The following is a 26,041-nucleotide window of genomic DNA, read 5'->3' on the forward strand; positions in this document are numbered from 1 at the left end:
AGGTGTACTTAAGTACTTAATTTACCTACGTAGACGGTGCCAGAACATGATTAATTTTTTGATCTTGGATCTGCGCCGTTAGTACTCTCCTGCTGTGAAGCAGTGAGTGGTGTAAACCCAACCTCGGTTGGATATAAATCCAGGAGCTATACCAATGGCATTAAATCTTCAAGACAAGCAAGCGATTGTTGCTGAAGTTAACGAAGCCGCCAAAGGTGCCCTGTCTGCAGTTGTAGCTGATGCACGTGGCGTAAGCGTAAGTGCTATGACAACTCTTCGTAAACAAGCGCGTGAAGCGGGCGTTTATGTGAAAGTTGTTCGTAACACTCTAGCTCGTCGCGCTGTTGAAGGTACAGACTACGAGTGTCTTACTGAGACATTCGTTGGTCCTACTCTAATCGCATTCTCTACTGAGCACCCAGGTGCTGCAGCGCGTATCTTTAAAGATTTCGCGAAAGAGAACAAAGATTTTGAAGTAAAAGCAGCGGCATTCGAAGGCGCTATTACAAACGCTGAAGTACTTGCGACTCTACCAACTTACGACGAAGCAATTGCACGCCTAATGATGTGCATGAAAGAAGCTTCTGCTGGCAAGCTGGTTCGCACTATCGCAGCGGTTCGCGATCAAAAAGAAGCTGCATAAGCTATTTTTTGTCGCCCTTAATACATTAATTGTTAACTTTAAAGAGAATTGTTATGTCTATCACTAACGAGCAAATCCTAGACGCAATTGCAGAAATGTCTGTAATGCAAGTTGTTGAGCTAATCGAAGCAATGGAAGAGAAATTCGGTGTTACTGCAGCAGCAGCTGTTGTAGCAGGCGGTGCAGTAGCAGATGCTGCTGAAGAGCAAACTGAATTCGACGTAATCCTAACTTCTGCTGGCGCTAACAAAGTTGCTGTTATCAAAGCAGTACGTGGCGCAACTGGCCTAGGTCTTAAAGAAGCGAAAGCTCTTGTAGACGGCGCTCCAGCACCTCTTAAAGAAGGTGTTGACAAAGCAGAAGCTGACGCGCTTAAAGCTCAGCTAGAAGAAGCTGGTGCAACTGTTGAAGTTAAGTAATAATTACTTAATTTCTTAGCCTTTTTAGGCTAATGGCTGGTGGCAATTGCCACCGGCCTTTTTGCGCTGTAGGGCATTGGTAAAATTTCACACTGTTTGACTACCAATCCCAAGCAAAAAACTGAGTCATCCATTGGCCCGGTTCTCTACAGAAACAGTGTTTAGTCACTGTCCCATCTCCACCTCAACAAAGGATGGACGGACAGATTGGGTCACTTATCAGCGAGCTGAGGAACCCCATGGTTTACTCTTATACCGAGAAAAAGCGTATCCGTAAGGATTTTGGTAAACGTCCACAAGTTTTGGATGTTCCATACTTGCTGTCTATCCAACTCGATTCATTTAAAAAATTCATCGAGCAGGATCCAGAAGGCCAATATGGTCTAGAAGCAGCGTTCCGCTCTGTGTTCCCGATTCAGAGCTACAACGGTAATTCTGAGCTGCAATACGTTAGCTATCGTCTCGGCGAGCCTGTATTCGATGTGAAAGAGTGTCAAATCCGCGGCGTGACGTATTCTGCGTCTCTTCGTGTGAAACTGCGCCTTGTGCAGTACGACAAAGATGCTCCAGCAGGCACCGTAAAAGACATTAAAGAAGACGAAGTCTACATGGGTGAAATTCCACTCATGACAGACAATGGTACCTTTGTAATCAATGGTACTGAGCGCGTAATCGTATCCCAGCTACACCGTAGCCCAGGTGTATTTTTCGACAGCGATAAGGGTAAAACCCACTCTTCAGGGAAAGTACTCTACAACGCACGCGTTATCCCTTACCGTGGTTCATGGTTGGATTTTGAATTTGATCCAAAGGACAACTTGTTTGTTCGTATTGACCGCCGTCGTAAATTGCCTGCATCGATCATTCTTCGTGCCCTCGGTTACACCTCAGAGCAGATCCTCGATCTATTCTTTGACAAGGTGAAATTCCGCATTGATGGTCACGATCTGAAAATGGAATTGATCCCTGAGCGTCTACGTGGTGAAACCGCTGCGTTTGATATCCAGGCTGAAGGTACCGTTTTCGTCGAGAAAGGTCGCCGCATTACTGCGCGCCACATTCGCCAACTTGAAAAAGCGAATGTTACTGAAATCGAAATTCCTCGTGACGCGATCAGCGATTTTATTCGCGACAAGATCGTGGCGCACGACTATGTGAACAGCAACACTGGTGAATTGATTGCAGCAGCAAACAGCGAGCTTGCAACTGAAACTCTTGAGCTAATGGTTCAAGCGGGTCACACCGAATTTGAAGTGCTGTACACTAATGAGCTAGACCAAGGCCCATACATGTCAACCACGCTACGTGCAGACTCGACGACTGATCGTCTGAGCGCACTGGTTGAAATCTATCGTATGATGCGCCCTGGCGAGCCACCAACAAAAGACGCCGCAGAAGCGCTGTTTGAAAGCTTGTTCTTCTCTGAAGAGCGCTATGACCTATCTTCTGTAGGTCGTATGAAGTTCAACAGTTCTCTATTGCGTAAAGAGATGACCGGCCCTGGCATTCTTGATGAAAATGACATCATCGAAGTAATGCGCAAGCTTATCGATATTCGTAACGGTAAAGGTGAAGTGGATGATATCGACCACCTTGGTAACCGTCGTATTCGTAGCGTGGGTGAAATGGCAGAAAACCAATTCCGTGTTGGCCTTGTTCGTGTAGAACGTGCCGTACGTGAACGTTTGAGCCTAGGTGATCTTGATGCTGTGATGCCACAAGACCTTATCAACGCTAAGCCTATTTCGGCAGCGGTGAAAGAGTTCTTTGGTTCTTCTCAGCTATCTCAGTTCATGGACCAAAACAACCCATTGTCAGAAGTAACGCACAAGCGTCGTATTTCTGCCCTTGGCCCTGGCGGTTTGACTCGTGAGCGTGCTGGCTTTGAGGTGCGTGACGTACACGCGACTCACTACGGTCGCCTATGTCCAATCGAAACGCCTGAAGGTCCAAACATCGGTTTGATCAACTCACTATCTGCCTATGCGCGTACTAACGATTACGGTTTCCTAGAAACCCCATATCGTAAGGTTGTTGATGGTGTTGTGACCGATGAGATCGAATACCTATCTGCGATTGAAGAAGGCCAGCACGTTATTGCGCAGGCAAACTCAACGCTAGATGAAAGCAACCACTTCACCGAAGAGCTAGTTACTGCTCGTTGCCACGGCGAATCAGGTTTGCACCCACGCGACCATGTAGACTACATGGACGTTGCAACCAACCAGGTTGTATCTGTGGCGGCATCTTTGATTCCGTTCCTAGAGCACGATGATGCGAACCGCGCCTTGATGGGTGCGAACATGCAACGTCAGGCAGTACCTACTTTGCGTTCAGACAAACCACTTGTTGGTACTGGTATTGAACGTGCAGTAGCGGTGGACTCTGGTGTAACTGCAGTTGCTAAGCGTGGTGGTGTGATTCAGTCTGTTGACGCATCACGCATCGTGGTTAAGGTTAATGAAGATGAATTGGTTCCTGGTGAAGCAGGTATCGACATCTACAACCTAACCAAGTACACCCGTTCTAACCAAAACACCTGTATCAACCAGCGTCCATGCGTGATGCCGGGTGAGCCAGTGGTTCGTGGTGACGTACTTGCAGACGGTCCTTCAACTGACCTTGGTGAATTGGCACTAGGTCAAAACATGCGCATCGCGTTCATGCCGTGGAACGGCTATAACTTCGAGGACTCCATCCTCGTATCTGAGCGTGTTGTACAAGAAGACCGTTTCACCACCATTCACATTCAAGAGTTGTCATGTACAGCTCGTGACACCAAGCTAGGTAGCGAAGAGATCACCGCGGATATTCCAAACGTGGGTGAAGCTGCACTATCTAAATTGGATGAGTCAGGCATCGTGTACATCGGTGCTGAAGTGAAAGGCGGCGATATCCTAGTTGGTAAAGTGACACCTAAGGGTGAAACCCAACTAACTCCTGAAGAGAAGCTACTACGTGCGATCTTCGGTGAGAAAGCGTCTGATGTGAAAGATTCATCACTACGCGTACCAAACAGCGTGACTGGTACTGTTATTGACGTTCAAGTGTTTACCCGTGAGGGCGTTGAGAAAGACAAACGTGCACTTGAAATCGAACAGATGCAGCTCAAAGAAGCTAAGAAAGATTTGACTGAAGAACACGATATCTTGATTGGCGGCTTGATGGCACGTGTTTCTGTTGTGCTGAAAAATGCTGGCTATAGTGATGAGAAGATCGCGAATCTTGATCACAAAGCTAAGCTTGCACAAAGCTTGGAAGATGAGTCTCTCCAAACTCAGCTTGAGCAATTGGCTGAGCAGTATGACGAACTAAACGCAGAGTTTGATCGTAAGTTCGAACGTAAGCGTGAGAAGATCACCAAAGCCGATGACCTACCTCCAGGCGTGCTGAAGAACGTGAAGGTTTACCTAGCGGTGAAACGTCGCATTCAGCCTGGTGATAAGATGGCGGGTCGTCATGGTAACAAGGGTGTTATTTCGAAGATCAACCCAGTTGAAGATATGCCTTACGATGAGAAAGGCCAACCGGTTGATATCGTACTAAACCCACTGGGTGTACCGTCTCGTATGAACATCGGTCAGATTCTTGAAACCCACCTTGGCCTAGCGGCGAAAGGTATCGGTGACAAGATCAACGCGATGATCAAAGAGCAGCAAGAACTAGCGAAGATTCGTGAATTCTTGCAGAAGGTATATGACCTAGGTGATACCCGTCAGAAAGTGAACATTGCTGATCTTTCTGATGACGAAGTTCGTACACTGGCTCAAAACCTACGTAAAGGTCTACCAATTGCAACACCTGTATTTGATGGTGCACCTGAACCACAAATTAAAGCGTTGCTAAAACTTGGTGATCTACCTGAGTCTGGCCAGCTAACCCTGTTTGATGGTCGTACTGGTAACCAGTTTGAGCGCCCTGTAACCGTTGGTTATATGTACATGCTGAAACTGAACCACTTGGTTGACGATAAGATGCACGCCCGTTCTACCGGTTCATACAGCCTTGTTACTCAGCAGCCGCTGGGTGGTAAAGCGCAGTTCGGTGGTCAGCGTTTCGGTGAGATGGAAGTATGGGCACTAGAAGCATATGGTGCTGCATATACCCTTCAAGAGATGCTAACCGTGAAATCGGATGACGTGAACGGTCGTACTAAGATGTATAAGAACATCGTCGACGGCGATCACCGCATGGAGCCGGGAATGCCGGAATCTTTCAACGTATTGTTGAAAGAGATCCGCTCGCTAGGTATCAACATCGAGTTGGAAGACGAATAAGCCACGCTTATTGTCCGGTAAAATTGTTGGGGCTGAGACATCAGCCCCTGCATGGGTAACCTCCTAACAGGAGCCGAATGTGAAAGACTTACTCCAGTTTCTGAAAAAGCAAAACCAGACCGAAGAATTTGATGCGATCAAAATCGGTCTTGCTTCACCAGACATGATCCGTTCATGGTCTTTTGGTGAAGTTAAAAAACCAGAAACCATCAACTATCGTACCTTCCGACCAGAGCGTGACGGCCTTTTCTGTTCACGTATCTTTGGTCCGGTAAAAGATTACGAGTGTCTTTGTGGTAAATATAAGCGCCTCAAGCACCGTGGTGTGATCTGTGAAAAATGTGGCGTTGAAGTAACGCAAAGCAAAGTGCGCCGTGAGCGCATGGGTCACATTGAACTTGCGTCACCAGTTGCCCATATCTGGTTCCTAAAATCGCTTCCATCTCGTATCGGTCTACTTCTAGATATGCCGCTACGTGATATTGAGCGTATTCTTTATTTTGAATCTTACGTGGTCACCAGCGCTGGCATGACCAACCTTGAGTCTCGTCAAATGCTGACTGAAGAGCAGTACCTTGACGCACTTGAGGAGTGGGGTGACGAGTTCGATGCCAAGATGGGTGCAGAAGCAGTGAAAGCATTGCTTGCTGACATGGATCTTGTGCAACAAATCGAAGAGATGCGTGAAGAACTACAAACCACCAACTCTGAGACCAAGCGTAAGAAGATCACCAAGCGTCTGAAATTGGTTGAGGCATTCGTTCAATCTGGTAACAACCCAGAGTGGATGATTCTGACTGTATTGCCAGTTCTGCCACCTGATCTACGTCCACTAGTACCACTAGATGGCGGTCGCTTTGCGACTTCAGATCTAAACGACCTATACCGTCGTGTGATCAACCGTAACAACCGTTTGAAACGTCTGCTAGACCTAGCTGCACCAGACATCATCGTACGTAACGAAAAACGTATGCTGCAAGAGTCTGTGGATGCGCTATTGGATAACGGTCGTCGCGGTCGTGCGATCACAGGTTCAAACAAACGTCCTCTGAAATCTTTGGCAGATATGATCAAAGGTAAACAAGGTCGTTTCCGTCAGAACTTGCTTGGTAAGCGTGTAGACTACTCTGGCCGTTCGGTTATCACCGTAGGTCCATACTTGCGTCTACATCAGTGTGGTCTTCCTAAGAAGATGGCACTTGAGCTATTCAAACCATTTATTTACGGCAAGCTTGAGCTTCGTGGTCTAGCGACCACCATCAAAGCTGCGAAGAAGATGGTTGAACGTGAAGAAGCCGTGGTTTGGGATATCCTGGATGAAGTCATTCGTGAACACCCAGTGATGCTGAACCGTGCGCCGACCCTTCACCGTTTGGGTATCCAAGCATTTGAACCAATCCTAATCGAAGGTAAAGCGATTCAGTTGCACCCACTTGTGTGTGCGGCATATAACGCCGACTTCGATGGTGACCAGATGGCGGTTCACTTGCCATTGACGCTAGAAGCGCAGCTTGAAGCGCGTGCGTTGATGATGTCAACTAACAACATTCTTTCGCCAGCATCTGGTGAGCCAATCATCGTACCTTCTCAGGACGTTGTTTTGGGTCTGTACTACATGACCCGCGATAAAATCAACGCCAAAGGCGAAGGCATGGTGCTTGAAGGCTCTAAAGAAGCAGAGAAAGCTTACCGTACTGGCTGCGCAGAATTGCACGCACGCGTTAAAGTTCGTATTACACAAACTTTGATCGACGAAGATGGCAACCGCAGCGAGCACACCGGCCTGATTGATACGACTGTGGGTCGTGCAATGCTTTGGGCAATTGCACCAAAAGGCATGCCTTACTCACTATTCAACCAGAAGCTTGGTAAGAAGCAAATTTCTAAGCTGATCAACGAGTGTTACCGTACCCTTGGTCTGAAAGATACTGTTATCTTCGCTGACCAAATCATGTACACAGGTTTCGCATACGCAGCCCTATCTGGTGCCTCTGTAGGTATCGACGATATGGTGATTCCAGATGCGAAATACACCAAGATCGCTGAAGCTGAAGAAGAAGTAGCGCAAATCCAGGAACAATTCCAATCTGGTCTTGTAACTGCAGGCGAACGTTACAACAAAGTGATCGATATCTGGGCAACCACCAACGATCAAGTAGCGAAAGAGATGATGCGCAACCTTTCTTCTGAAACTGTGATTAACCGTCACGGCGAAGAAGAAGAGCAAGAATCATTCAACAGCGTTTACATGATGGCCGACTCCGGTGCGCGTGGTTCTGCTGCACAGATTCGTCAGCTAGCAGGTATGCGTGGTCTGATGGCTAAGCCAGATGGCTCAATCATCGAAACACCGATCACAGCGAACTTCCGCGAAGGTCTAAACGTACTTCAGTACTTCATCTCAACGCACGGTGCGCGTAAAGGTCTTGCCGATACCGCATTGAAGACAGCGAACTCAGGTTACTTGACTCGTCGTCTAGTTGACGTGGCACAAGACGTGGTGATTACTAGCCATGACTGTGGTACCCACGAAGGTATGACCATCATGCCTTTGATCGAAGGCGGCGAAGTGAAAGAGCCACTACGTGAACGCGTATTGGGTCGTGTTGTTGCTGAGGATGTTCTACACCCACTATCAGGTGAAGTGATTGCGCCACGCAATACGCTACTTGATGAGAAATGGTGTGACATTCTTGACGAGAACTCAATCGACGTTGTGAAGGTACGTTCTGTTGTTACTTGTGAAAACGACTTCGGTTGTTGCTCAAGCTGTTACGGTCGTGACCTAGCACGCGGTCATATGGTGAACCAAGGTGAAGCTGTTGGTGTTATTGCAGCACAGTCAATCGGTGAACCAGGTACACAGTTGACCATGCGTACGTTCCACATCGGTGGTGCGGCATCTCGTGCGGCAGCAGAAAACAGCATTCAAGTGAAGAACGCAGGTACTGTGAAGCTACACAACGCGAAATTCGTTGTGAACAACGCTGGCAAGCTTGTAATCACTTCTCGTGCAGCTGAAATGACCATCATTGATGAGTTTGGCCGTACCAAAGAAAGCTATAAAGTACCTTACGGTTCGATCCTAGGTAAAGGCGATAGCGACAGCGTTGAAGCGGGTCAAATCGTTGCAAACTGGGATCCACACACCATGCCAATCATCACTGAAGTGGCGGGTCGTGTGCAGTTCATCGATATGATCGATGGCGTAACGGTTCAGCGTCAAACTGATGAACTTACTGGCCTATCTTCAATCGTTGTTCTAGACCCAGCTGAACGTGTAACTGCTGGTAAAGATATGCGTCCTGCGGTGAAACTTGTTGATGCTGATGGCAAAGACGTGATGATCCCGGGTACAGATCAACCAGCGCAATACTTCATGCCAGGTAAAGCGATTGTTCAGCTAACTGACAACGTTGAAGTTGGTATTGGTGACACCCTAGCACGTATTCCTCAGGAATCAGGCGGTACTAAGGATATCACCGGTGGTCTACCTCGCGTAGCCGACCTATTTGAAGCGCGTAAGCCAAAAGAGCCTGCAATCCTTGCTGAAATCTCAGGTACTGTGAGCTTCGGTAAAGAGACCAAAGGTAAGAAACGTTTGGTGATCACGCCTGCAGAAGGTCCAGTATACGAAGAGATGATCCACAAGTGGCGTCAGCTGAACGTCTTTGAAGGCGAGCAAGTTGAACGTGGCGATGTGATCGCGGACGGTCCAGAAACTCCACATGACATTCTACGTCTACGTGGCGTGCACGCTGTATCTGAATACATCGTGAACGAAGTTCAGGAAGTTTACCGACTCCAAGGCGTTAAGATTAACGATAAGCACATCGAAACCATCATTCGTCAGATGCTACGTAAAGTGACTATCGTTGAAGCGGGTGACTCTGAGTTCCTACCTGGTGAACAGGCAGAATACTCACGTGTAACCATCGCTAACCGTAAGCTAGTTGCTGATGGCAAAGCGCCTGCGACCTTTGAACGTGACCTATTGGGTATCACCAAAGCGTCTCTTGCGACTGAGTCCTTCATCTCTGCGGCATCGTTCCAGGAAACCACTCGCGTTCTTACAGAAGCAGCGGTATCTGGTAAGCGTGATGAGCTACGTGGTCTGAAAGAAAACGTAATCGTGGGTCGTTTGATCCCAGCGGGTACTGGTTTCGCATACCACCAAGAGCGTCAACGTAAGCGTGAAGCTGAGCTTGAATCTGTAGCACCACAAGTGGATGCAGAGCAAGCAACCCAAGACCTAGCGGCACTATTGAACGCTGGTCTAGGTGGCAACCACGAAGACTAATGGTTAAAAACCATATTAAAAGGGCGCATTGAGCGCCCTTTTTTTATATCGGTTTGCTGACCAAACCTTCCGTGGTGAGTTCATGAAGCGAATCTTGTCTATTCAAACGTGGACATGTACAAATTGCCTCGCTGTAAGTGCCTTGTTGTCAGGTAAATTCAGCAGTGCTGACAGACAGCAGCCATGTGCTACGACAGCCTATGTGATGCCTTCATCTGAAACGAAAGCCCGTTAAGCGCCTGGTGGTACCGCCAAACTATCAGCAATGAGCTGAATCAAATGATCTTCTCGCGCAAAGCGAATCTCCATAATTTCTCCAACACGAGACAAGTCGGCATCGAGCTTGATGAGTTCATCATTCGGATCAACATCGCCATACTTATCACTAAAACTGAGTAAGGGCTCAGTGGTTTCGGTGATATGAAAATAGGCCTGATTAATCTCATCGGTCGGTGAGTACCCACTGCGGCGCCACTGATCCATCACCATATCGTAGATGCGGAAATGTCCCGCTGAAATATAATCGACGAGCTCTTGGCAAAAATTTTGCAATTCGGCAGGGGTGGGGAGATGATTGACGTTCGATTTGAAGGGGGGAAGACCCGATAATTTGCAGTATTCGATCAGCAATTTCTGTCGAATATCCAGCCAGTGATCGATGACGTCACTAGCGCCAGCCCATTGTTCTTGAGTCTTCTGGAGTTTTGTCAGCATGACCCTCTCCTTTTTTGGTAGCAAACGAGCCCAAAGGGGCCAAAAGAAAATTTAACATTTTATTAGCATTTTTAGCTTGCCAGTAAACAGGCAAGGACGCAAGGAGGAAAGCGGTGCTGAAATTTGAACCATCTCAACAATGTTGGTGTTGCTTTGTACAACAGCGCGCAATTCATCTGCCACAGGGACAATTACCACAGATGAGTTGGCAGCAAGCGCAGCAAATAAGCTCGCAGTGGCGACAAATTGGTGAGTTTGCCGGTCAGCCCGTGTTGTGGCTTGAGACGAAAAATGACCAAAGCCGTGAATATCACAGTCTGCGCGATTTACTCAATGCACCAGCTGAACTATTTAATCTGGCAGGCAAGGCCACACAGCTGAGTCATATGTGCCAGAACATGGCTTATTGCGGTGTGTGTGGTGGGCAGAACGCCTTGCATGAAGCGCAATTGGCGATGCAGTGCCAATCTTGTCAGCAGATTCATTACCCGCAAATCTCCCCCTGCATTATTGTTGCTGTTCGCAAGGATGAGACAATTTTGCTCGCTCAGCATCCACGTCATAAAACAGGTTTGTATACCGTAATCGCAGGTTTTGTTGAAACAGGGGAAACCATTGAGCAATGTGTCGCACGTGAGGTTTTTGAGGAAACCGGTATTGAGGTGACCAATGTGCGCTACTTCGCCAGTCAGCCTTGGCCATTCCCATCCAACATCATGCTCGCCTACCTTGCGGATTATCGCGCTGGTGAGATCAATCCAGACTATTCTGAATTAACCGATGCCGCTTGGTTTAAAGCGGATGAATTGCCGCTGGTGGCACCTCCAGGAACCATTGCTCGCGCTTTGATTGATCATACGCTTGACGCGATCAAAGCGGATCATGCCTAGGTTATTTTTACGAAAACCGAAGCGAACAATTGCGCAGGATCGTGCAGCTGGCAAAAAACAGGCAAAAAACAGGCAAAAAAAAACCCTTCAAATGAAGGGAGTAAGGTGATGGTTCGGTGCTGATGCACCTTTATTCGAGTTAGGGATCCTAGTTGTATCATGTGGATCCGCGCAGATGCAATGGAAGGCGCTTGCGGTAATTGATAAACATGAGCCGGTTAACAAATGCTAGTTTTTTGCGAGGTGAAGGGTGATACACTAGGGCCCATGCTATGCATCAGAATAACGATAAGGAAAAGACCATGAGTGCATTACAAAATGATCGTTACCTGCGCGCTTTGCTCAAGCAGCCAGTCGATGCCACCCCCGTTTGGATGATGCGTCAAGCCGGGCGTTATTTGCCTGAATATCGTGCGCTGCGTGCTGAAGCAGGCAGCTTTATGAACCTTTGCCAAAATCCTGAATTGGCTTCAGAAGTCACTTTGCAGCCATTGCGCCGCTTTGACTTGGATGCCGCGATCCTATTTTCGGATATTTTGACCATTCCCGACGCCATGGGTTTAGGTTTGCGTTTTGAAACGGGTGAAGGGCCAAAATTTGATCGCCCAATTACCTGTAAAGCAGATGTTGAGAAGATCGGCGTGCCAGATCCAGAAGGCGAATTGCAATATGTAATGAATGCCGTGCGTCAAATTCGCAAGGATCTACAGGGCCAAGTGCCGCTGATCGGTTTTTCTGGTAGCCCTTGGACGCTGGCCACTTATATGGTGGAAGGTGGTAGCTCCAAAGCCTTTACCAAGATCAAAGGGATGATGTACAGCGAGCCTGCGACCTTGCATCTTTTGCTGGATCTGTTGGCCAATAGCGTGACGCAATATTTGAACGCGCAAATCAAAGCTGGCGCGCAATCTGTGATGATCTTTGATACTTGGGGCGGGGTGCTGACCCCACGTGACTACCGTGAATTCTCTTTGCAATACATGCACAAAATTGTCGATGGTTTGATTCGAGAAAATGAAGGCCGCCGTGTGCCGGTGACCCTCTTTACCAAAAATGGCGGCATGTGGTTAGAAGCCATTGCTGACACAGGTTGTGATGCCGTGGGCTTGGATTGGACTATTGAAATGGCCGATGCCAAAGCTCGCATTGGCGATCGCGTGGCACTGCAAGGCAATATGGATCCATCCATGCTCTATGCCTCTGCTGAGCGTATCGAGCAGGAAGTGGCGCACATTTTGGCAGGCTTTGGTCAAGGTTCAGGCCATGTCTTTAACTTGGGTCATGGTATCCATTTGGATGTGCCACCAGAGAATGCAAAAGTGTTTGTTGATGCGGTGCACCGTCTCAGCCAGCCTTATCACACTCGTTAATTGGCCTATTTGGCTTTAGAAAAAAACGCGCTGCGGCGCACTATGAGAGCTCTATGATTAAAAACCCGCTTCATCTGCGTTTGGAACGTTTTGTGCCATGGCAGCAGATTACTTTTATGGCCGCCCTGTGCGAGCGTATGTATCCAAACTTTGCAGTTTACTGTGAAGAAGATGAAGCGCTTAGCGCTCACCCCTATCGTGTGGTGCTTGATGCGGTTTGGGAATTACTGACAGTAAAAAGTGCGAAGATCAACTGGGAGCGTCAGCTGGAGCGTTTGGAAGAGGTGATTCCAACGCCAACTGAAGACTCGCCATACTTGGCCTATCCAGCCTTGGATGCCTGTGTCGCACTATCGACCTTACTGCATGGCCTACTGGATCGTGATGAGCTGTTTGAATCTATGATTCGCATTAGTGCGCTGTCTGTGCAAACGGTAGCGCAACTAGAAACAGCGCAAACTGGCGTTGAGATCACCGAAGAAAACGCTAAGGCTTGTGAAGCTGTGTGCCAAGAGTGGGATGTGCAGTGGGCGATTTTCCGTCCGCTGATCGAAGCGGAAGAGCGTGATATCGATTTGATTCGTGACTTACGCCATGAGTTGCGTGAAGACGGCTATAGCAACATCGGTCTACATATCTAATCTCAAGTGATTGATGGCAAACAAAAAGAGCGCATAATGCGCTCTTTTTTATAACTGAGCGATTTGCTTAAATCGCGATCAATCACACTGGCACTTAAGCCGATGGTTTTTGCTTGTCAGTGTCAGTTTGCCCATCATCATGTTGACCGGTGCTGTCATCGCTGTTTTCTGTCTCACCTTTGTCAGGCGTTACATCAGTGTCTGGCGTTGCATCAGTTTCAACATTGAGATCGGCTTTGTGATTTGCTTTGTCATCAAGCTCGTCGAGGTCGGTGTCATCGCTAATGCGTAAGCCATGGGTTTGTTGCCACATTGCCCAGCGTTTGTGCGCGAGTTTTTGCATATCCGTGATGCGATCAGCCTCATCGACAATCTCTTGGCCAAGCAGCTGCTCAAAGATATCTTCAAGGGTCACCAAACCTTGCACGTCACCATACTCATCGACCACAAGGCCAAGCTGAGAGCGCGCTTTCATCAAAATATCAAAGCAGCGTGGCAAGCTGACTGATTTCATCAGCACGGGTAGCGGGCGCATCAGCTCAGAGAGCGGTGTGTTGCCTTCACGGCGATGATGGTAAGCGAACACTTCCAAGCGGTGCACAAAGCCCAAAATATCATCCTTGTGATCGCCGTATACCAAAATACGTGAGAATGGCGTTTTGGCATTTTTGCTGAGGAACTGATCCACACTTTGGCTGGCCGGCACACGCATCAATACGGTACGTGGGGTCATGACCTTGGTGACATTGACCTCACGCAGCATCAATAGGTTGCCAAGAATACGCGATTCATCTTCCGCTAACTCACCAGTCTCGCTGGCCATCAGTGCCATAGCTGAGAGTTCATCACGCAGTTTTGGATCTTGTTTGCCACGAGATAGGCGAGAGGTCACTTGCTCTGATAACCAAACAAATGGGCGCAGGCACCACACCATGATTTCTAGCATGCGCGCTGTCCATGGTGCCAATTGACGCCAGTAGGTGGCACCAATGGTTTTTGGCAAGATTTCAGAGAGGAATAAAATACCCAGAGTCAAAATGGCTGAGAATAGGCCCAACCATTCGCTACCAAAAACAGTGCTTGCTTGCGCACCGGCGCCGGCCGCACCTGCGGTATGGGCAATGGTATTGAGGGTCAGGATCGATGCCAATGGGCGATCAATATCGGCTTTTAGTTTGCTTAATTTGGGTGCCGCTGGGTCTTGATGCTGACGCAGCGTGGCAATATAGCTGGGGGTAATGCTCAATAATACCGCTTCTAAAATAGAGCAGATAAAGGAGACACCAATCGCAGCTGTGATGTAAACAGCCAATAACAGCATAATTTGTCTTCGCTTCCTATAAGGGTGAACGCCTCTTTATACTGGTGAAATGGGCTCGAAGCCAGTATTTCAGCGGGATGTCAGAGGCTTATTTTGTGATTTTGCGCTCAGTTTAGCTTAAAGAGCCAGCAAATAGTTCGCAACATGGGTTTAACCCTTTGCCAGACGGGCTTCTTTTGAATTAGAGTTGGTCACGTCTATCAAAATGCATAGAAAGGAAAAACTATGAACAAGACTCAACTGATTGATGTAATCGCTGAACAAGCAGATCTAACCAAAGCTCAAGCGAAAGCTGCTCTAGAAGCAATGCTTGGCGGCGTAACAGAGTCACTAAAATCTGGCGACCCTGTACAGCTCATCGGTTTTGGTACGTTTAAAGTGAACCACCGTGCAGCGCGCACTGGTCGTAACCCACAAACGGGCAAAGAGATCCAAATTGCTGCTGCAAACGTTCCTGCATTCGTTGCTGGTAAAGCACTGAAAGACTCAGTGAAATAAGATGTATCCGCCCTCACTTGTTGAGGGCGGCTCTTTTATGAATCGAATTCTTCCTCTCCTTTTCTCTCTGTTCTTTTTAACAAGCTGTGCCGGATGGCAGGGCGCTGCAACCTCGCAAGTTTCACAACGCACCATGAGTTATGCCAAGTCTCAGTCTGATGGCCTGCATCTCTATTGGCTGCGCACCCAAATGCGTAAACCACAGCAGTTGTTTGAACGCGTGCTATTGAGCCAAGGCGGCCAATATCAAAGTGAATATCGTTGGCAAGACGGGGTGCTTCGAGAAGTACAGCGAGAAGGGGTGATTGGCTCAGGTGAACAAGCGCAAACTATGCGTTTGCATATTCGCTTTGGCAGTGAAGGTCAGCCTTTGTATCAGCGCTATCAACGCGGTGATAGCGTGATGCCTTTATCTGAAGCTGAATTGCTGCAAGTTCGCGATTATGCCGAGATGCTGGTGGCTTGGCTACAGGAGCAGCCCAGTGGCGATCGCTTGATTCAAGGCTATATCACGCCACAGAGTTTTGCGCCTTGCGGTGCTGATCGTTCATGGCCATGGCAATCTGAATTCTTGCCGCAACAGGCGCTTTCAGAAACGCCGCAGTTTGTTTTGGCGCTGGGCCATAAACGCATTCAAGACTACCAAATCAATCAATGGCTCTATCAAGCGGCGCATGGCGATTGTTTTTATGAGCCAACTTGGCAAAAGCAATAGCCCATAGTCATCGTGTTAAGACTCAGCTTGACGCAATCACATTGAATATAAAAAAGCGCACCCAAAAGGTGCGCTTTTTGTTTGTGTGTTTCACGCCTGTGGGCTGGTTTCGTTTAAGCTTCAACCAGAGCTTGTTCACGGGCAATGGCACGATAGCCAATGTCGTTGCGATAGAACATGCCATCCCAGCTAATTTGCTGCGCCAGTGCGTAGGCGGCTTGCTGCGCTTCGGTGACTGTATTGCCAAGCGCTGTGGCGCACAGTACGCGACCACCATTCGTGACCACTTGCCCCTGAGCATTATTGCTGGTGCCAGCATGGAACACCTTAGCGCTGTTTGATTCGCTTAAAGGCAATTGAATAACATCGCCTTTGTTGTAATCGCCAGGATAACCACCCGCTGCAAGTACCACACCGATGGCTGCGCGTGGGTCCCACTGAGAATCCATTTGATCCAGCTTGCCATCAAGGGCTGCTAGGCACAGATCAACCAGATCCGATTGCATGCGCATCATGATCGGTTGGGTTTCTGGATCGCCAAAGCGGCAGTTGTATTCGATGACTTTTGGTGTGCCCGCAGCATCAATCATCAAACCTGCGTACAAAAATCCAGTGTAAGGATGACCTTCAGCTGCCATACCGCGTACAGTTGGGTAGATCACCTCTTGCATCACACGCTGGTGGATTTCATCAGTCACTACTGGTGCTGGGCTATATGCGCCCATGCCGCCGGTGTTGAGGCCGGTGTCACCATCACCTACACGTTTGTGGTCTTGGCTGGTGGCCATTGGCAGCACGTTTTCACCGTCAACCATGACGATAAAGCTGGCTTCTTCACCGGTGAGGAACTCTTCAATCACCACGCGATGGCCGGCTTCACCAAAGGCGTTACCTGCTAGCATGTCTTGTACAGCAGCTTCCGCTTCTTCAAGCGTCATGGCGACGATCACGCCTTTACCGGCGGCCAAACCGTCGGCTTTGACCACAATTGGTGCGCCTTTTTCACGAAGATAAGCCAACGCAGGCTCGATTTCGGTGAAGTTCTGATAATCCGCTGTTGGGATTTGATGACGGGCGAGAAAATCCTTGGTAAAGGCTTTTGAGCCTTCAAGCTGCGCTGCGCCTTGGCTTGGACCGAAAATCGCTAAACCTGCCGCTTGGAACGCATCAACCACGCCAATCACCAAAGGTGCTTCTGGGCCAACGATGGTGAGATCGATGGTATTGTCTTTGGCAAAGGCAAGGAGGGCGGGGACATCTTCTGCGCCAATGGCGACATTTTCCACCTTGGCTTCAAGCGCGCTGCCGGCATTACCGGGCGCTACGAAAATTTGGCTCACTTTTGCCGATTGGGCAACTTTCCATGCCAGTGCGTGCTCACGGCCACCAGAGCCGATAATCAGTACTTTCATCTTCAAAATCCTTATCGCAATCCCTACCGCTAAATGAATTTACATTATGTCTTGTTGCAAACTGAAGTGGCAGGTTGGCTGTGTCTGATATCACATTAGGGCGTTGCAATCAGACCAGCCATCAAAATGAGATTGTCATGGTTTCCGTGCGCATCAGACATGCGCACGGCGCATCGCTATTAGTGACGGAAATGACGCATGCCGGTAAAGATCATCGCCATGCCATGCTCATCTGCCGCATCAATCACTTCTTGATCGCGCATTGAGCCGCCTGGCTGAATCACACAGGTAATGCCGGCTTCGGCTGCAGCATCGATGCCATCACGGAATGGGAAGAAGGCATCAGAAGCCATCACGCTGCCAGCTACTTCGAGACCTTCATCGGCGGCTTTAATTCCTGCGATTTTAGCCGAGTAAACGCGGCTCATTTGGCCCGCGCCAATACCGATGGTCATATCGCCTTTGGCGTAAACAATGGCGTTGGATTTGACATATTTCGCCACTTTCCAGCAGAACAATGCATCTTTAAGCTCAGCATCACTTGGTTGGCGCTTGGAGACGACTTTCAGATCATTCAAGTCCACCATGCCTTGGTCACGATCTTGCACCAATAGGCCACCATTGACACGTTTCACATCAAAGCCTGTGGTTTTGCTTGACCACTCACCACACACCAAAAGGCGCACATTTTTCTTTGCCGCAACAGCAGCAACCGCCGCATCGCTCACGCTTGGTGCAATGATCACTTCGACAAACTGGCGCTCAACGATAGCTTGCGCGGTGTCACCATCCAACTCGCGGTTAAAGGCGATAATGCCGCCAAAGGCAGAGGTTGGGTCGGTTTTGTAAGCGCGATCGTAAGCTTCCAAAATATTATCGCCTAGCGCCACACCACATGGATTGGCATGTTTGACGATCACACAGGCTGGCAGGTCGAACTCTTTGACGCACTCAAGGGCGGCATCGGTATCTGCGATGTTGTTGTAAGAGAGCGCTTTACCCTGCAACTGTGTTGCAGTGGAGACAGAGGCTTCCTGTGGATTGGCTTCTACATAGAAAGCCGCGCCTTGGTGGCTGTTTTCGCCATAGCGCATATCTTGTTTTTTCAAGAATTGTTGGTTGAAGGTGCGTGGGAACGTCGATGCTTCATCACCCTCTTTGTTATCGCCATAACTTGGGACCATGGTGCCAAAGTAGTTAGCGATCATGCCGTCATAGGCTGCGGTGTGTTCAAAAGCTGCGATGGCCAAATCAAAGCGGGTGGCATGGGTCAAAGAACCATGGTTTGCAGCCATTTCGGCAAGTACACGTGAATAATCGTGCGCATTGACGATGATGGTGACATCTTTGTGGTTTTTCGCGGCACTGCGCACCATGGTAGGTCCACCGATATCGATGTTTTCCACGGCATCTTCAAGGCTGCAATCTGGGTTGGCGACGGTGGCCGCAAATGGGTAGAGGTTGACCACCACCATATCAATCGGCGCGATGTCGTGCTCAGCCATGATCGCGTCATCTTGACCGCGACGGCCAAGGATCCCGCCATGAATTTTAGGGTGTAGGGTTTTGACACGACCATCCATCATCTCAGGATGACCCGTGTGATTTGAGACTTCAGTAACAGCAATCCCGCTGTCAGCTAAAAGACGCGCAGTACCACCAGTCGACAGAATATCGACTCCTTGGTCTGCCAGAGCTTTGGCAAAGTCTACAATGCCAGTTTTATCTGATACGCTGATCAGCGCGCGACGGATTGGGCGAGCGTTTTCCATTTGCAACCATCTTCTTTCGTAAAATTAACGGGGATATTTCGCAAAAAACCAGTGAACATCCTGATTCTTGTCTGCATTTTTTGGGAAATATCCACGAACACGACAATCAATGTCGAGATTTGTCCGTAGGCTCACCGTGATGGCGCGCTATTCTAACTAAAAAAATGTGAAAAAGCTCGCGCAATCGGTTGCTTGTCACAAAATCGAACTTTTTCTCGATGCTTTCTCGAATCAAGGAGTGCATTTATGGCGGTTTATTTGATTGGTCAATTGGCCAAAAAGGCGAAAGTAAGCACCGATACGCTGCGATTTTATGAAAAAAATGGGCTGATCTCGCCCAGTGGTCGCAGTGAGTCTGGTTATCGCGTTTACAACGAAGCCGATCTGGCTCGTGTGGCCTTTATTGTGCGCTCAAAAGCTGTGGGATTAAGCCTTGAGGAGATTGGCGAACTGCTCACTATTCGCTTAGAAGCCACCCAGCATAGTTGTTCTGAGGTCAAAGCTATTACTCAGGCAAAATTGGATTTACTGGATCAGAAAATTGCTGAATTGCAGCATATTCGCAAAGGGCTGAAAAAACTCAATGATGCTTGCTGCGGCACCGACCACGATGCCTCGCACTGCTCTATTTTGGAAGCCTTAGCGGATGAGCCTTGCCATATCTGTAATCGCCATTTGGATAAACAAAGCAAGTGCTGTGAATAATTTGCCAGCTTGCATTGATGGATGATTTATCGCTACTCTCGATAGCCTAAACAACCAATCAAATCACAAGGATGAGGATATGATTCAGCATAATCGCTATTTTGAAGATCAAGTTCAGTCGCTCGGTTTTGAGCAAGCGCAGCCCCTGAGTGTTGGTGTGATGGCCACCGGTGAGTATCGTTTTACCACCGCTGCGGCTGAGGTGATGACCGTGGTGCGCGGTAATTTAACCATTTTGCTAGCGGGCGCTAGTGAGTGGCAAAGTTATGATGATGGCCAGTCATTTAATGTGCCGGAAAATAGCTATTTTGATGTCAAAGTGGCGCAGCCGACCGCCTATCTTTGCGAATATGCCAACTAATGCATTGAGTCTTGCGCTCTTTGTTTAGCAAGAAAAAGCACGCCTAGCGCGTGCTTTTTCTTTTGAGCCTTAGTGAGCGAATGGTTGAAACGCAATGAATCAATCTGCGGAATTGACTTCAACCGCCAAGGGCGGGCGATAGAGCTGCAACAAAAAATGGCGCTGATGCCAGTAGTGCAAAATAAAGTGACCAATCACCCATGCCATGAGTCCTGTGGCGACGATTAATTCAATGATCCCCAAGGCTTTGAGCCATAGCCAGTGTGTATGATCCTGCGCAAAAAAGCTGGTGAGACGATACATAGCGACCACGCTAATGACCGAAGGGAAGGTCAGCGCGGCAATGGAAGGCTGAAAGCGCTGACGCAATAGGTAGAAATAACAGAGGTACACCAAAATGGTCATGGTGATCGCCACGCCAGCTAGCGCACCAACCAAAATGGGATCGGGCTGGCTCATATTGGCTAAATAGGCGGCGAGGGCGAGATTCACCGGCGCGGCCATAATTGCCAAAGTGGGCCGTGCGGGGCGAGGTAAGCGACCAGCAAAGCAAAGACGATAGAGCACCACGGGCAGCATCACAAAATAGATGGCGATACAAACTAGGGTCATCACATAGGTCATTTGATGAAAGCCCAAGCTGGGGCCTGCCAAAGTGCCGCTAATGCCACCCACGGGATAGAGAAACCAGCTGGGAAGCAGGTGAATCAATCGAAAGTTGCGAATTTGATGCTGATAAAAATAGAGCATCATCCCGAGATGAAGGGCAATGGCAGGAAACCACACCGCGCGGGCCAGCGTGAGATTGAGTAGGGTGAGGTAATCGGCAATGATCAGCAAACACATGGAGATCGGTGCCATCAGTCCGCCATACAGCGGGTGACGAAGATCTTGCAAGAAAAGATGCGGATAACAGCAATATTTCACCAATACAGGCAGTAGCAGAAGCACGGCAAATCCCAAGCAGATGGGACGAATCACGCCGGTCATGGATGGCCAATAGAGCGACCAAGCCAAACTTGATCCCATCACTGCTAGCGCCAAAGATGCCTGCGCCGTGGGAACGTGGCGAAAAAGCTGAAACAGCAGCCGCGCCATAATCTCTCCTTGAAAATGGGATGAACAAAAAAGCGGCATTTTCCTTGTTTTATCAATGCCGTCAAGTGCTTCATTGAGTATAGAAAAATCGCCAACCGATTGTTCGATTGGCGATTTTTAATGTTTTCCTTCGCTGAGAAACGGTCTGACTCAGGCGCGCTTTGTTTAGTTCGGCTCAATCAATGGACGAATAAAACCATGGTGCTCATCTAAGGCCAATCGCGCGCGATCGGCGCTCAGTCCAGTGAGCACCATGACGATCGCGGTTTTACAGTGGTTATTGGCCTCTGCAAGTGCGCGCTCCGCGGTTTCACCATCACATTCGGTAGCGGCCATGACAATGCGACGTTGGCGATTGTGTAATTTGGCATTGGTGGCTTGTACATCCACCATCAGGTTGCCATAGACCTTACCCGTGCGAATCATGGCGCCCGTGGTTAGCATATTGAGTACCAGTTTTTGCGCCGTACCCGCTTTCATTCGAGAAGAGCCAGTGATCACTTCTGGGCCAACCACTGGTGTGATGGCAATATCCGCCAGTTCCGTCATTGGGCTACTTGGGTTGCAGCTGACGGAGACAGTGGTGGCACCACATTGCTTGGCATAACTGAGCGCACCAAGCACATAGGGGGTGCGGCCACTTGCAGCAATACCCACCACCACATCGCGATCGCAAAGGTGATGTTTTTGTAGATCAATCACCCCTTGATCGCGGTCATCTTCGGCATTTTCCACCGCATGGCGAAGTGCATGCTCACCGCCAGCAATAATGCCAATCACTTGATTGGGATCGCTACCAAAGGTCGGTGGGCACTCACTGGCATCGAGCACGCCAAGGCGGCCGGAGGTGCCTGCGCCAATATAAAAGAGGCGACCGCCGCGATGAAAGGCCGCGGCAATGATATCTACGGCTTGCGCAATGGCATCAAGTTCATGGGCGATGGCTTGGCTGACCAAGGCATCCTGTTGATTGATGATCGCCAACATGTCGCGGGTTGCGAGGGTATCAATGTGTCGGCTAACGGGGTTTTGGCTCTCAGTGAGCAGTGTTTTGAGCGATTCCGGCATCATAATTCATCACTTTTTTCTGTGCCTTGTTGTGATTAAGGTCTTGGTTTCAATTGAATCGAAAGCGCCAATACACAGCTGCGCGAAACGGCTAAATGAAGGCTTAACGTATTTTCGCTAAGACCATAAAAATATGAGCGAAAATAGCGCAAGACACAATTGAAAATGCCAATTTATTCAGGCGTGATTCATGGGCTCGCTTATTGGCTTGCGCTTTCATCACCGGAGAAAAGATCGCGGAAAAAATGGCCGGTTTCGCGTGTCACATCACGAGCTGTGTGGCCGACGGTGCGCGCACCATCTTTAATGTCACTTTTTTCTTGTGCGCTACAGGCGGTCAATACCAACGCAAGCATTGCGACAACAGGTAAAGCTTTCATAATCAATTCCTTCTGTTTGATTTATGGCCATATTCTACTGCGAGAAGAAAAACAGCGAAATCCTTCAATTTGAAATGTGTGCAAAATCTGGTTTTTTCGCCGCGAGTTACGGCAAGATAAACGTGCTAGTTATTTCATCTTTAATTTCAATAATTGGATATGAAATCAACTGTATATCGCAAAAATACAGAGAATAAATTCAAAATATAGCGCAGGGAAAGAGATGAAAAAATTTGCTGCAATGGCATGTATCGGTATCAGTGCTTTGCTGGTTGGCTGTGATAATTCTGCACCTAAATGTGCTGATCAAGACACTCAGGATTTGGTGTTAGAGATCGCGCGTGATGAGTTGGTGAAGATGTATGGCAATAGTGCCGCGAGTACCATTACCATGGAACTCGATATGATTCGTACTACAGACACCAACGAAAAAACAGGTACCCACACTTGTGCCGCTGAGCTTGTCTTCAAAGGCCCAGGTGGTACTGAGAAAGGGGATATCACCTATACCTCAGAAAATACCGATGAATCTGATGAGTTTTACGTCACCGTCTACGGCCTGTAATCAAGGTTCGATGACTTTAGCCACGCTTCGGCGTGGTTTTTTTATGGGTTGTTTTTGACCTGCTATTTTCTACGACATGCGCATGTCATTTGCTATGTCATATTTTACGCCATGAGCTATATATGGCACGGGCTATACTTTGAGTGACCTCTAACACGGATTGATTTGTGTAAGGTGCGCTCATGACCTCAATGCCTACCTCTTTGTCTTCGCATCAAGCTGATATTTTAGCGGCTTGTCATCGCCTGTTATTGCAATGCCCCTATGCACAATTAACCACGGTGGATTTTGCAAAAGCGGCGAAGGTGAGTCCTCGCTCACTTTATCGGCCATGGCGAAATCAGCGCGGTTGGCTGCTGGCCTTGATGCGCTGGCGGTTGGATAAGCAGCTTAAGAAATATCCCTTTGATGGTGCACAAAGTGGGATGTCTTTTCTCGCTGAGCAAAGTTTGATGTTTTACCGTTTCTACGCTGAAGATCGCGATTTTTCTCAAGCCTATTTTGCACAATCGCTACAAACAACCAGTTACTTTCAAGACCAGCTCCATGTCTTTGCCGAGCAATTGGCTTTTTGTTTGCGTCATGAGTTACCACAATGCACAGATGCGCGCAGAATGCTGGTGGCCTCGGCTTGGGTGAGTCAGTACTTACATTGTTTATTGCAGGGGTTAGTGTCTGAGCAGCCACCTGAAATTTGGCACCAGCAATTGATTCACTGGTGCCAAGATTTAGTGTTGATGTGTCGCGGAGAGTGAGGTAAATGCCGTCCTAGGCAGGGGATGTTGCCGTTAAATCACGCTGCCAGCGTCCCTGTCGTAAACGCCACTGGCAAATCAGCATCTTGCCGAGCTCTTCGATCAGCAGCAAGGTAAAAACCGCCGGCGCTGACCAATCAAAATAACGGCCACAGAGCCACATGCTGGGCAGCAAAAAGAACCACTGCGCCATAAAGTCGAGCCAAAAACAAAATCGCACATCGCCCCCAGCGCGGAGCAACCCGATCATCAGCATCATGGTAACGCTGCGCAGAATCATCGCCAGCGCAATCAGCTGATAAATATTGGCTGTTAATTCGAGCACGCTTGGGTGCTGGCTCACCAGCGTTTGCTCAATCCAAGGATAAAGCAGCAGCATCAGCACGCAGGTTGCACCGCCAATCAGCCAAGCCAGTTGGAGGCAACTTTTTTGGTCGCGGTGAAGCTGTGTTTGTTGATTGGCACCTATGTGCTGACCAATCAAAATACTCGCCCCTTGGCTTGAGCCGATCATCATCGCCATCAGTAGTGACTCAATGGGACCGAGCAAACCGAGAACCAATAAAAGCTGTGGCTCGACGCGGGCTAATATGGCATGACAAACAAAGACCCCAAGCGCCCAAAGGGTGCAGTTCAACGCCGCGGTATAGCTGAGATAAAGCAGCAATTTACAGCGCTGCCAATGGCACTGCTGACGAATATGGGCGCCCTTTTGACACAGCAGGTGGCGACGATAATGAAGCCAGCCCCAAAGCACCGCTGTTTCCAGTAGCGCGCTAATCAGGGTGCCCCAAGCCGCGCCTTTGATGCCTAATGCTGGACAGTGAAGACCCAGCCAAGGCAGTTCAAATCCGCGAATGAGTAGCCAGTTCAATAGAATATTGGCCACGACCCCAATCAAGCTCACCACAGTGGCGATCATCGCTTGATTTAAAATGCGCAAACCAACGGCCATGCTGTTGGTCCAGGCATAGAGCAAGTAGGTGGGTGCAATGATGGTGAGATAGATTGAACCACTTTGAATAATGGCGTGATCGTCACTAGCTAATTGCATCAGCTGACCAGATAGCGGCCAGAGAATGATGATAGCCAGTAGCGCGATCACCAAGCTCAGTCCCAAGGTGAGTTGAATCGTCGCCTGAAAAGGTGCTTCCCCTTGTTGCTGACGACGGCCCCAGCACTGAGCTGCGGCTTGCGCGCCACCAATGCCAATCCCCATCAGCAAAAAGCTGATCACCAGTTGAATTTTACTGGCAAAGCCAATGGCAGCCACAGTGTGGCCGCCAATTTGACTGAGCATCAGGGTATCCACCAGCCCTTTGCTGGAGAACACCGCTGTTTGCAGCGCGATGGGAAAAGAGAGTTGCCACAGCTGCTGCCAGCATCCAGCCCATTTTATGCGCATGATTCAAGCTCGCGGGTGACTGCCGATAAATGCATGCCATGAGGTGCTTCGTGCAATGGTTGAGCCGATTCATCAAGCGGAAGCTGCTTGACGATTTTGGCTGGATTTCCCACGACAATCGCGCCTGCCGGCACATCATGATAAACCACGCTATTGGCACCAATCACGGCATGATCGCCGATGGTCACGCCTTTTAAAATGGTGGCCCCCATGCCAACCCATACATGCTTGCCAATTTCAATCGGTGCGCTTTTGGTGCGCTCCGCTTCGCTGGCATCACCGCGGTTAAGCAGAGGGTGACCGCTACTGTCCATGATGGTGACACGGGGACCAAACATACTGTGATCGCCAATACTTACTTGCTGGTAGCAAACAATATTGGTGCCTTGAAGCATGACATGTTCGCCGATTTGAATCCGTCCCGCCGGGTGCTGATTGACTTTGACGCAGGTCAGTCGTACCGGTAAATTTTCAAAGGCGAGGTTATTTTCTGAATAGATCACCGTGTTTTGGCCAAGGGAGATGCAGTGCTGAAAATCATCGGCATCAATTTCCACTCGCTGACAAGCGGTGACATAGTCTTCAGCATCGCGCACCAGCGTAAAACCGACATGGGCTTGACCAAACCAAGAGCACTGCTGCTCGCCGACAATCCAGCGCTGGCGATCCTCGCCATAACGCTGGATAAAATCAGCACCCAAGGGGTAGAGGTTTTCATAGACGCAAGCCATG

The 26,041-nt window shown here is 48.9% G+C and carries 22 protein-coding genes; 13 read left to right on the forward strand and 9 right to left on the reverse strand.

What is annotated here, in order from left to right; all coding sequences use genetic code 11:
* Window positions 1-154 precede the first annotated feature (154 nt).
* The 4 genes from rplJ to rpoC all read left to right on the forward strand — a co-directional run bounded on the left by rplJ (window position 155) and on the right by rpoC (window position 9,639).
* On the forward strand, window positions 155-643 hold the full coding sequence (rplJ, locus tag L9P36_RS00950; RefSeq protein ID WP_237464219.1) for a 50S ribosomal protein L10: 489 nt from the start codon (window positions 155-157) through the stop codon (window positions 641-643).
* A 53-nt stretch (window positions 644-696) separates the two neighbouring features.
* Complete coding sequence (rplL, locus tag L9P36_RS00955; protein WP_237464221.1) at window positions 697-1,062, forward strand: 50S ribosomal protein L7/L12; 366 nt, start codon at window positions 697-699, stop codon at window positions 1,060-1,062.
* Between the two features lie 239 nt (window positions 1,063-1,301).
* Window positions 1,302-5,339, forward strand: coding sequence for a DNA-directed RNA polymerase subunit beta (gene rpoB, locus L9P36_RS00960; protein ID WP_237464222.1), 4,038 nt, complete (start codon window positions 1,302-1,304; stop codon window positions 5,337-5,339).
* 79 nt (window positions 5,340-5,418) lie between these two features.
* On the forward strand, window positions 5,419-9,639 hold the full coding sequence (rpoC, locus tag L9P36_RS00965) for a DNA-directed RNA polymerase subunit beta' (protein WP_237464224.1): 4,221 nt from the start codon (window positions 5,419-5,421) through the stop codon (window positions 9,637-9,639).
* A 231-nt stretch (window positions 9,640-9,870) separates the two neighbouring features.
* Here the strand turns inward: rpoC and rsd are convergent, their stop codons facing one another.
* The gene (gene rsd / locus L9P36_RS00970) at window positions 9,871-10,353 is read right to left on the reverse strand and encodes a sigma D regulator (protein ID WP_237464225.1); all 483 of its coding nucleotides are present in this window, start codon (window positions 10,351-10,353) and stop codon (window positions 9,871-9,873) included.
* 113 nt (window positions 10,354-10,466) lie between these two features.
* On the opposite strand from rsd, the gene nudC reads away from it, so the two are divergent.
* From nudC to L9P36_RS00985, 3 genes are all read left to right on the forward strand, one after another.
* Window positions 10,467-11,243 (forward strand): NAD(+) diphosphatase, encoded by a 777-nt coding sequence (nudC, locus tag L9P36_RS00975; protein WP_290368653.1) that lies wholly within the window; start codon window positions 10,467-10,469, stop codon window positions 11,241-11,243.
* Between the two features lie 302 nt (window positions 11,244-11,545).
* Complete coding sequence (hemE, locus tag L9P36_RS00980; RefSeq protein WP_237464227.1) at window positions 11,546-12,613, forward strand: uroporphyrinogen decarboxylase; 1,068 nt, start codon at window positions 11,546-11,548, stop codon at window positions 12,611-12,613.
* Between the two features lie 53 nt (window positions 12,614-12,666).
* Entirely contained in the window at window positions 12,667-13,254 is a 588-nt protein-coding gene (locus L9P36_RS00985) for a YjaG family protein (protein WP_237464234.1), read from the forward strand.
* 94 nt (window positions 13,255-13,348) lie between these two features.
* On the opposite strand, the gene L9P36_RS00990 is transcribed toward L9P36_RS00985, so the two are convergent.
* Window positions 13,349-14,575 (reverse strand): CNNM domain-containing protein, encoded by a 1,227-nt coding sequence (locus L9P36_RS00990; RefSeq protein WP_237464235.1) that lies wholly within the window; start codon window positions 14,573-14,575, stop codon window positions 13,349-13,351.
* 225 nt (window positions 14,576-14,800) lie between these two features.
* Between L9P36_RS00990 and hupA the strand changes: the two genes are divergently transcribed.
* Both hupA and L9P36_RS01000 read left to right on the forward strand, forming a co-directional pair.
* Window positions 14,801-15,073 carry a nucleoid-associated protein HU-alpha gene (gene hupA, locus L9P36_RS00995; RefSeq protein WP_237464237.1) on the forward strand — a complete coding sequence of 91 codons (273 nt, stop codon included), beginning with the start codon at window positions 14,801-14,803 and terminating at the stop codon, window positions 15,071-15,073.
* 37 nt (window positions 15,074-15,110) lie between these two features.
* On the forward strand, window positions 15,111-15,788 hold the full coding sequence (locus tag L9P36_RS01000; protein WP_237464239.1) for a DUF1481 domain-containing protein: 678 nt from the start codon (window positions 15,111-15,113) through the stop codon (window positions 15,786-15,788).
* Between the two features lie 113 nt (window positions 15,789-15,901).
* Here L9P36_RS01000 and purD read toward each other — a convergent pair whose 3' ends face one another.
* Both purD and purH read right to left on the reverse strand, forming a co-directional pair.
* Window positions 15,902-17,200 (reverse strand): phosphoribosylamine--glycine ligase, encoded by a 1,299-nt coding sequence (gene purD, locus L9P36_RS01005; protein ID WP_237464240.1) that lies wholly within the window; start codon window positions 17,198-17,200, stop codon window positions 15,902-15,904.
* A 179-nt stretch (window positions 17,201-17,379) separates the two neighbouring features.
* The gene (gene purH, locus L9P36_RS01010) at window positions 17,380-18,972 is read right to left on the reverse strand and encodes a bifunctional phosphoribosylaminoimidazolecarboxamide formyltransferase/IMP cyclohydrolase (protein WP_237464241.1); all 1,593 of its coding nucleotides are present in this window, start codon (window positions 18,970-18,972) and stop codon (window positions 17,380-17,382) included.
* 246 nt (window positions 18,973-19,218) lie between these two features.
* Here purH and zntR point away from each other — a divergent pair, with 246 nt between their 5' ends.
* Window positions 19,219-19,677: a Zn(2+)-responsive transcriptional regulator gene (gene zntR / locus L9P36_RS01015; protein WP_237464242.1), complete on the forward strand. Its 459-nt coding sequence runs from the start codon at window positions 19,219-19,221 to the stop codon at window positions 19,675-19,677.
* Window positions 19,678-19,756: 79 nt separating this feature from the next.
* Window positions 19,757-20,038 carry a pyrimidine/purine nucleoside phosphorylase gene (ppnP, locus tag L9P36_RS01020; RefSeq protein WP_237464244.1) on the forward strand — a complete coding sequence of 94 codons (282 nt, stop codon included), beginning with the start codon at window positions 19,757-19,759 and terminating at the stop codon, window positions 20,036-20,038.
* Window positions 20,039-20,137: 99 nt separating this feature from the next.
* Here the strand turns inward: ppnP and L9P36_RS01025 are convergent, their stop codons facing one another.
* From L9P36_RS01025 to L9P36_RS01035, 3 genes are all read right to left on the reverse strand, one after another.
* Window positions 20,138-21,136 (reverse strand): TDT family transporter, encoded by a 999-nt coding sequence (locus tag L9P36_RS01025; RefSeq protein WP_237464245.1) that lies wholly within the window; start codon window positions 21,134-21,136, stop codon window positions 20,138-20,140.
* A gap of 165 nt (window positions 21,137-21,301) precedes the next feature.
* A complete protein-coding gene (gene murQ, locus L9P36_RS01030; RefSeq protein ID WP_237467815.1) occupies window positions 21,302-22,204 on the reverse strand; it encodes an N-acetylmuramic acid 6-phosphate etherase in 903 nt (300 codons plus the stop codon).
* A 200-nt stretch (window positions 22,205-22,404) separates the two neighbouring features.
* A complete protein-coding gene (locus tag L9P36_RS01035; RefSeq protein ID WP_237464247.1) occupies window positions 22,405-22,584 on the reverse strand; it encodes a hypothetical protein in 180 nt (59 codons plus the stop codon).
* Window positions 22,585-22,807: 223 nt separating this feature from the next.
* Here L9P36_RS01035 and L9P36_RS01040 point away from each other — a divergent pair, with 223 nt between their 5' ends.
* A complete protein-coding gene (locus L9P36_RS01040) occupies window positions 22,808-23,149 on the forward strand; it encodes a hypothetical protein (protein WP_237464248.1) in 342 nt (113 codons plus the stop codon).
* Window positions 23,150-23,331: 182 nt separating this feature from the next.
* Window positions 23,332-23,904: a TetR/AcrR family transcriptional regulator gene (locus L9P36_RS01045; RefSeq protein WP_237464250.1), complete on the forward strand. Its 573-nt coding sequence runs from the start codon at window positions 23,332-23,334 to the stop codon at window positions 23,902-23,904.
* A gap of 13 nt (window positions 23,905-23,917) precedes the next feature.
* Here L9P36_RS01045 and L9P36_RS01050 read toward each other — a convergent pair whose 3' ends face one another.
* The gene (locus tag L9P36_RS01050) at window positions 23,918-25,309 is read right to left on the reverse strand and encodes an MATE family efflux transporter (protein WP_237464252.1); all 1,392 of its coding nucleotides are present in this window, start codon (window positions 25,307-25,309) and stop codon (window positions 23,918-23,920) included.
* A complete protein-coding gene (locus L9P36_RS01055) occupies window positions 25,300-26,040 on the reverse strand; it encodes an acyltransferase (RefSeq protein WP_237464254.1) in 741 nt (246 codons plus the stop codon). The genes L9P36_RS01050 and L9P36_RS01055 overlap by 10 nt, the downstream gene beginning before the upstream one ends.
* Window position 26,041: the final 1 nt, after the last annotated feature.

This window comes from Vibrio stylophorae, assembly GCF_921293875.1.
Classification (GTDB): Bacteria; Pseudomonadota; Gammaproteobacteria; order Enterobacterales; family Vibrionaceae; genus Vibrio_A; species Vibrio_A stylophorae.

Bases quoted from the DNA above. Each gene is read 5' to 3' on its own strand.
- purD (WP_237464240.1), bottom strand. From the start codon at position 17,200: ATGAAAGTACTGATTATCGGCTCTGGTGGCCGTGAGCACGCACTGGCA.
- rpoB (WP_237464222.1), top strand. From the start codon at position 1,302: ATGGTTTACTCTTATACCGAGAAAAAGCGTATCCGTAAGGATTTTGGT.
- murQ (WP_237467815.1), bottom strand. From the start codon at position 22,204: ATGCCGGAATCGCTCAAAACACTGCTCACTGAGAGCCAAAACCCCGTT.
- L9P36_RS00990 (WP_237464235.1), bottom strand. From the start codon at position 14,575: ATGCTGTTATTGGCTGTTTACATCACAGCTGCGATTGGTGTCTCCTTT.
- ppnP (WP_237464244.1), top strand. From the start codon at position 19,757: ATGATTCAGCATAATCGCTATTTTGAAGATCAAGTTCAGTCGCTCGGT.
- L9P36_RS01045 (WP_237464250.1), top strand. From the start codon at position 23,332: ATGACCTCAATGCCTACCTCTTTGTCTTCGCATCAAGCTGATATTTTA.
- rplL (WP_237464221.1), top strand. From the start codon at position 697: ATGTCTATCACTAACGAGCAAATCCTAGACGCAATTGCAGAAATGTCT.
- zntR (WP_237464242.1), top strand. From the start codon at position 19,219: ATGGCGGTTTATTTGATTGGTCAATTGGCCAAAAAGGCGAAAGTAAGC.
- L9P36_RS01035 (WP_237464247.1), bottom strand. From the start codon at position 22,584: ATGAAAGCTTTACCTGTTGTCGCAATGCTTGCGTTGGTATTGACCGCC.
- purH (WP_237464241.1), bottom strand. From the start codon at position 18,972: ATGGAAAACGCTCGCCCAATCCGTCGCGCGCTGATCAGCGTATCAGAT.
- L9P36_RS00985 (WP_237464234.1), top strand. From the start codon at position 12,667: ATGATTAAAAACCCGCTTCATCTGCGTTTGGAACGTTTTGTGCCATGG.
- rplJ (WP_237464219.1), top strand. From the start codon at position 155: ATGGCATTAAATCTTCAAGACAAGCAAGCGATTGTTGCTGAAGTTAAC.
- L9P36_RS01025 (WP_237464245.1), bottom strand. From the start codon at position 21,136: ATGGCGCGGCTGCTGTTTCAGCTTTTTCGCCACGTTCCCACGGCGCAG.
- rsd (WP_237464225.1), bottom strand. From the start codon at position 10,353: ATGCTGACAAAACTCCAGAAGACTCAAGAACAATGGGCTGGCGCTAGT.
- L9P36_RS01000 (WP_237464239.1), top strand. From the start codon at position 15,111: ATGAATCGAATTCTTCCTCTCCTTTTCTCTCTGTTCTTTTTAACAAGC.
- hupA (WP_237464237.1), top strand. From the start codon at position 14,801: ATGAACAAGACTCAACTGATTGATGTAATCGCTGAACAAGCAGATCTA.
- hemE (WP_237464227.1), top strand. From the start codon at position 11,546: ATGAGTGCATTACAAAATGATCGTTACCTGCGCGCTTTGCTCAAGCAG.
- L9P36_RS01055 (WP_237464254.1), bottom strand. From the start codon at position 26,040: ATGGCTTGCGTCTATGAAAACCTCTACCCCTTGGGTGCTGATTTTATC.
- L9P36_RS01040 (WP_237464248.1), top strand. From the start codon at position 22,808: ATGAAAAAATTTGCTGCAATGGCATGTATCGGTATCAGTGCTTTGCTG.
- L9P36_RS01050 (WP_237464252.1), bottom strand. From the start codon at position 25,309: ATGCGCATAAAATGGGCTGGATGCTGGCAGCAGCTGTGGCAACTCTCT.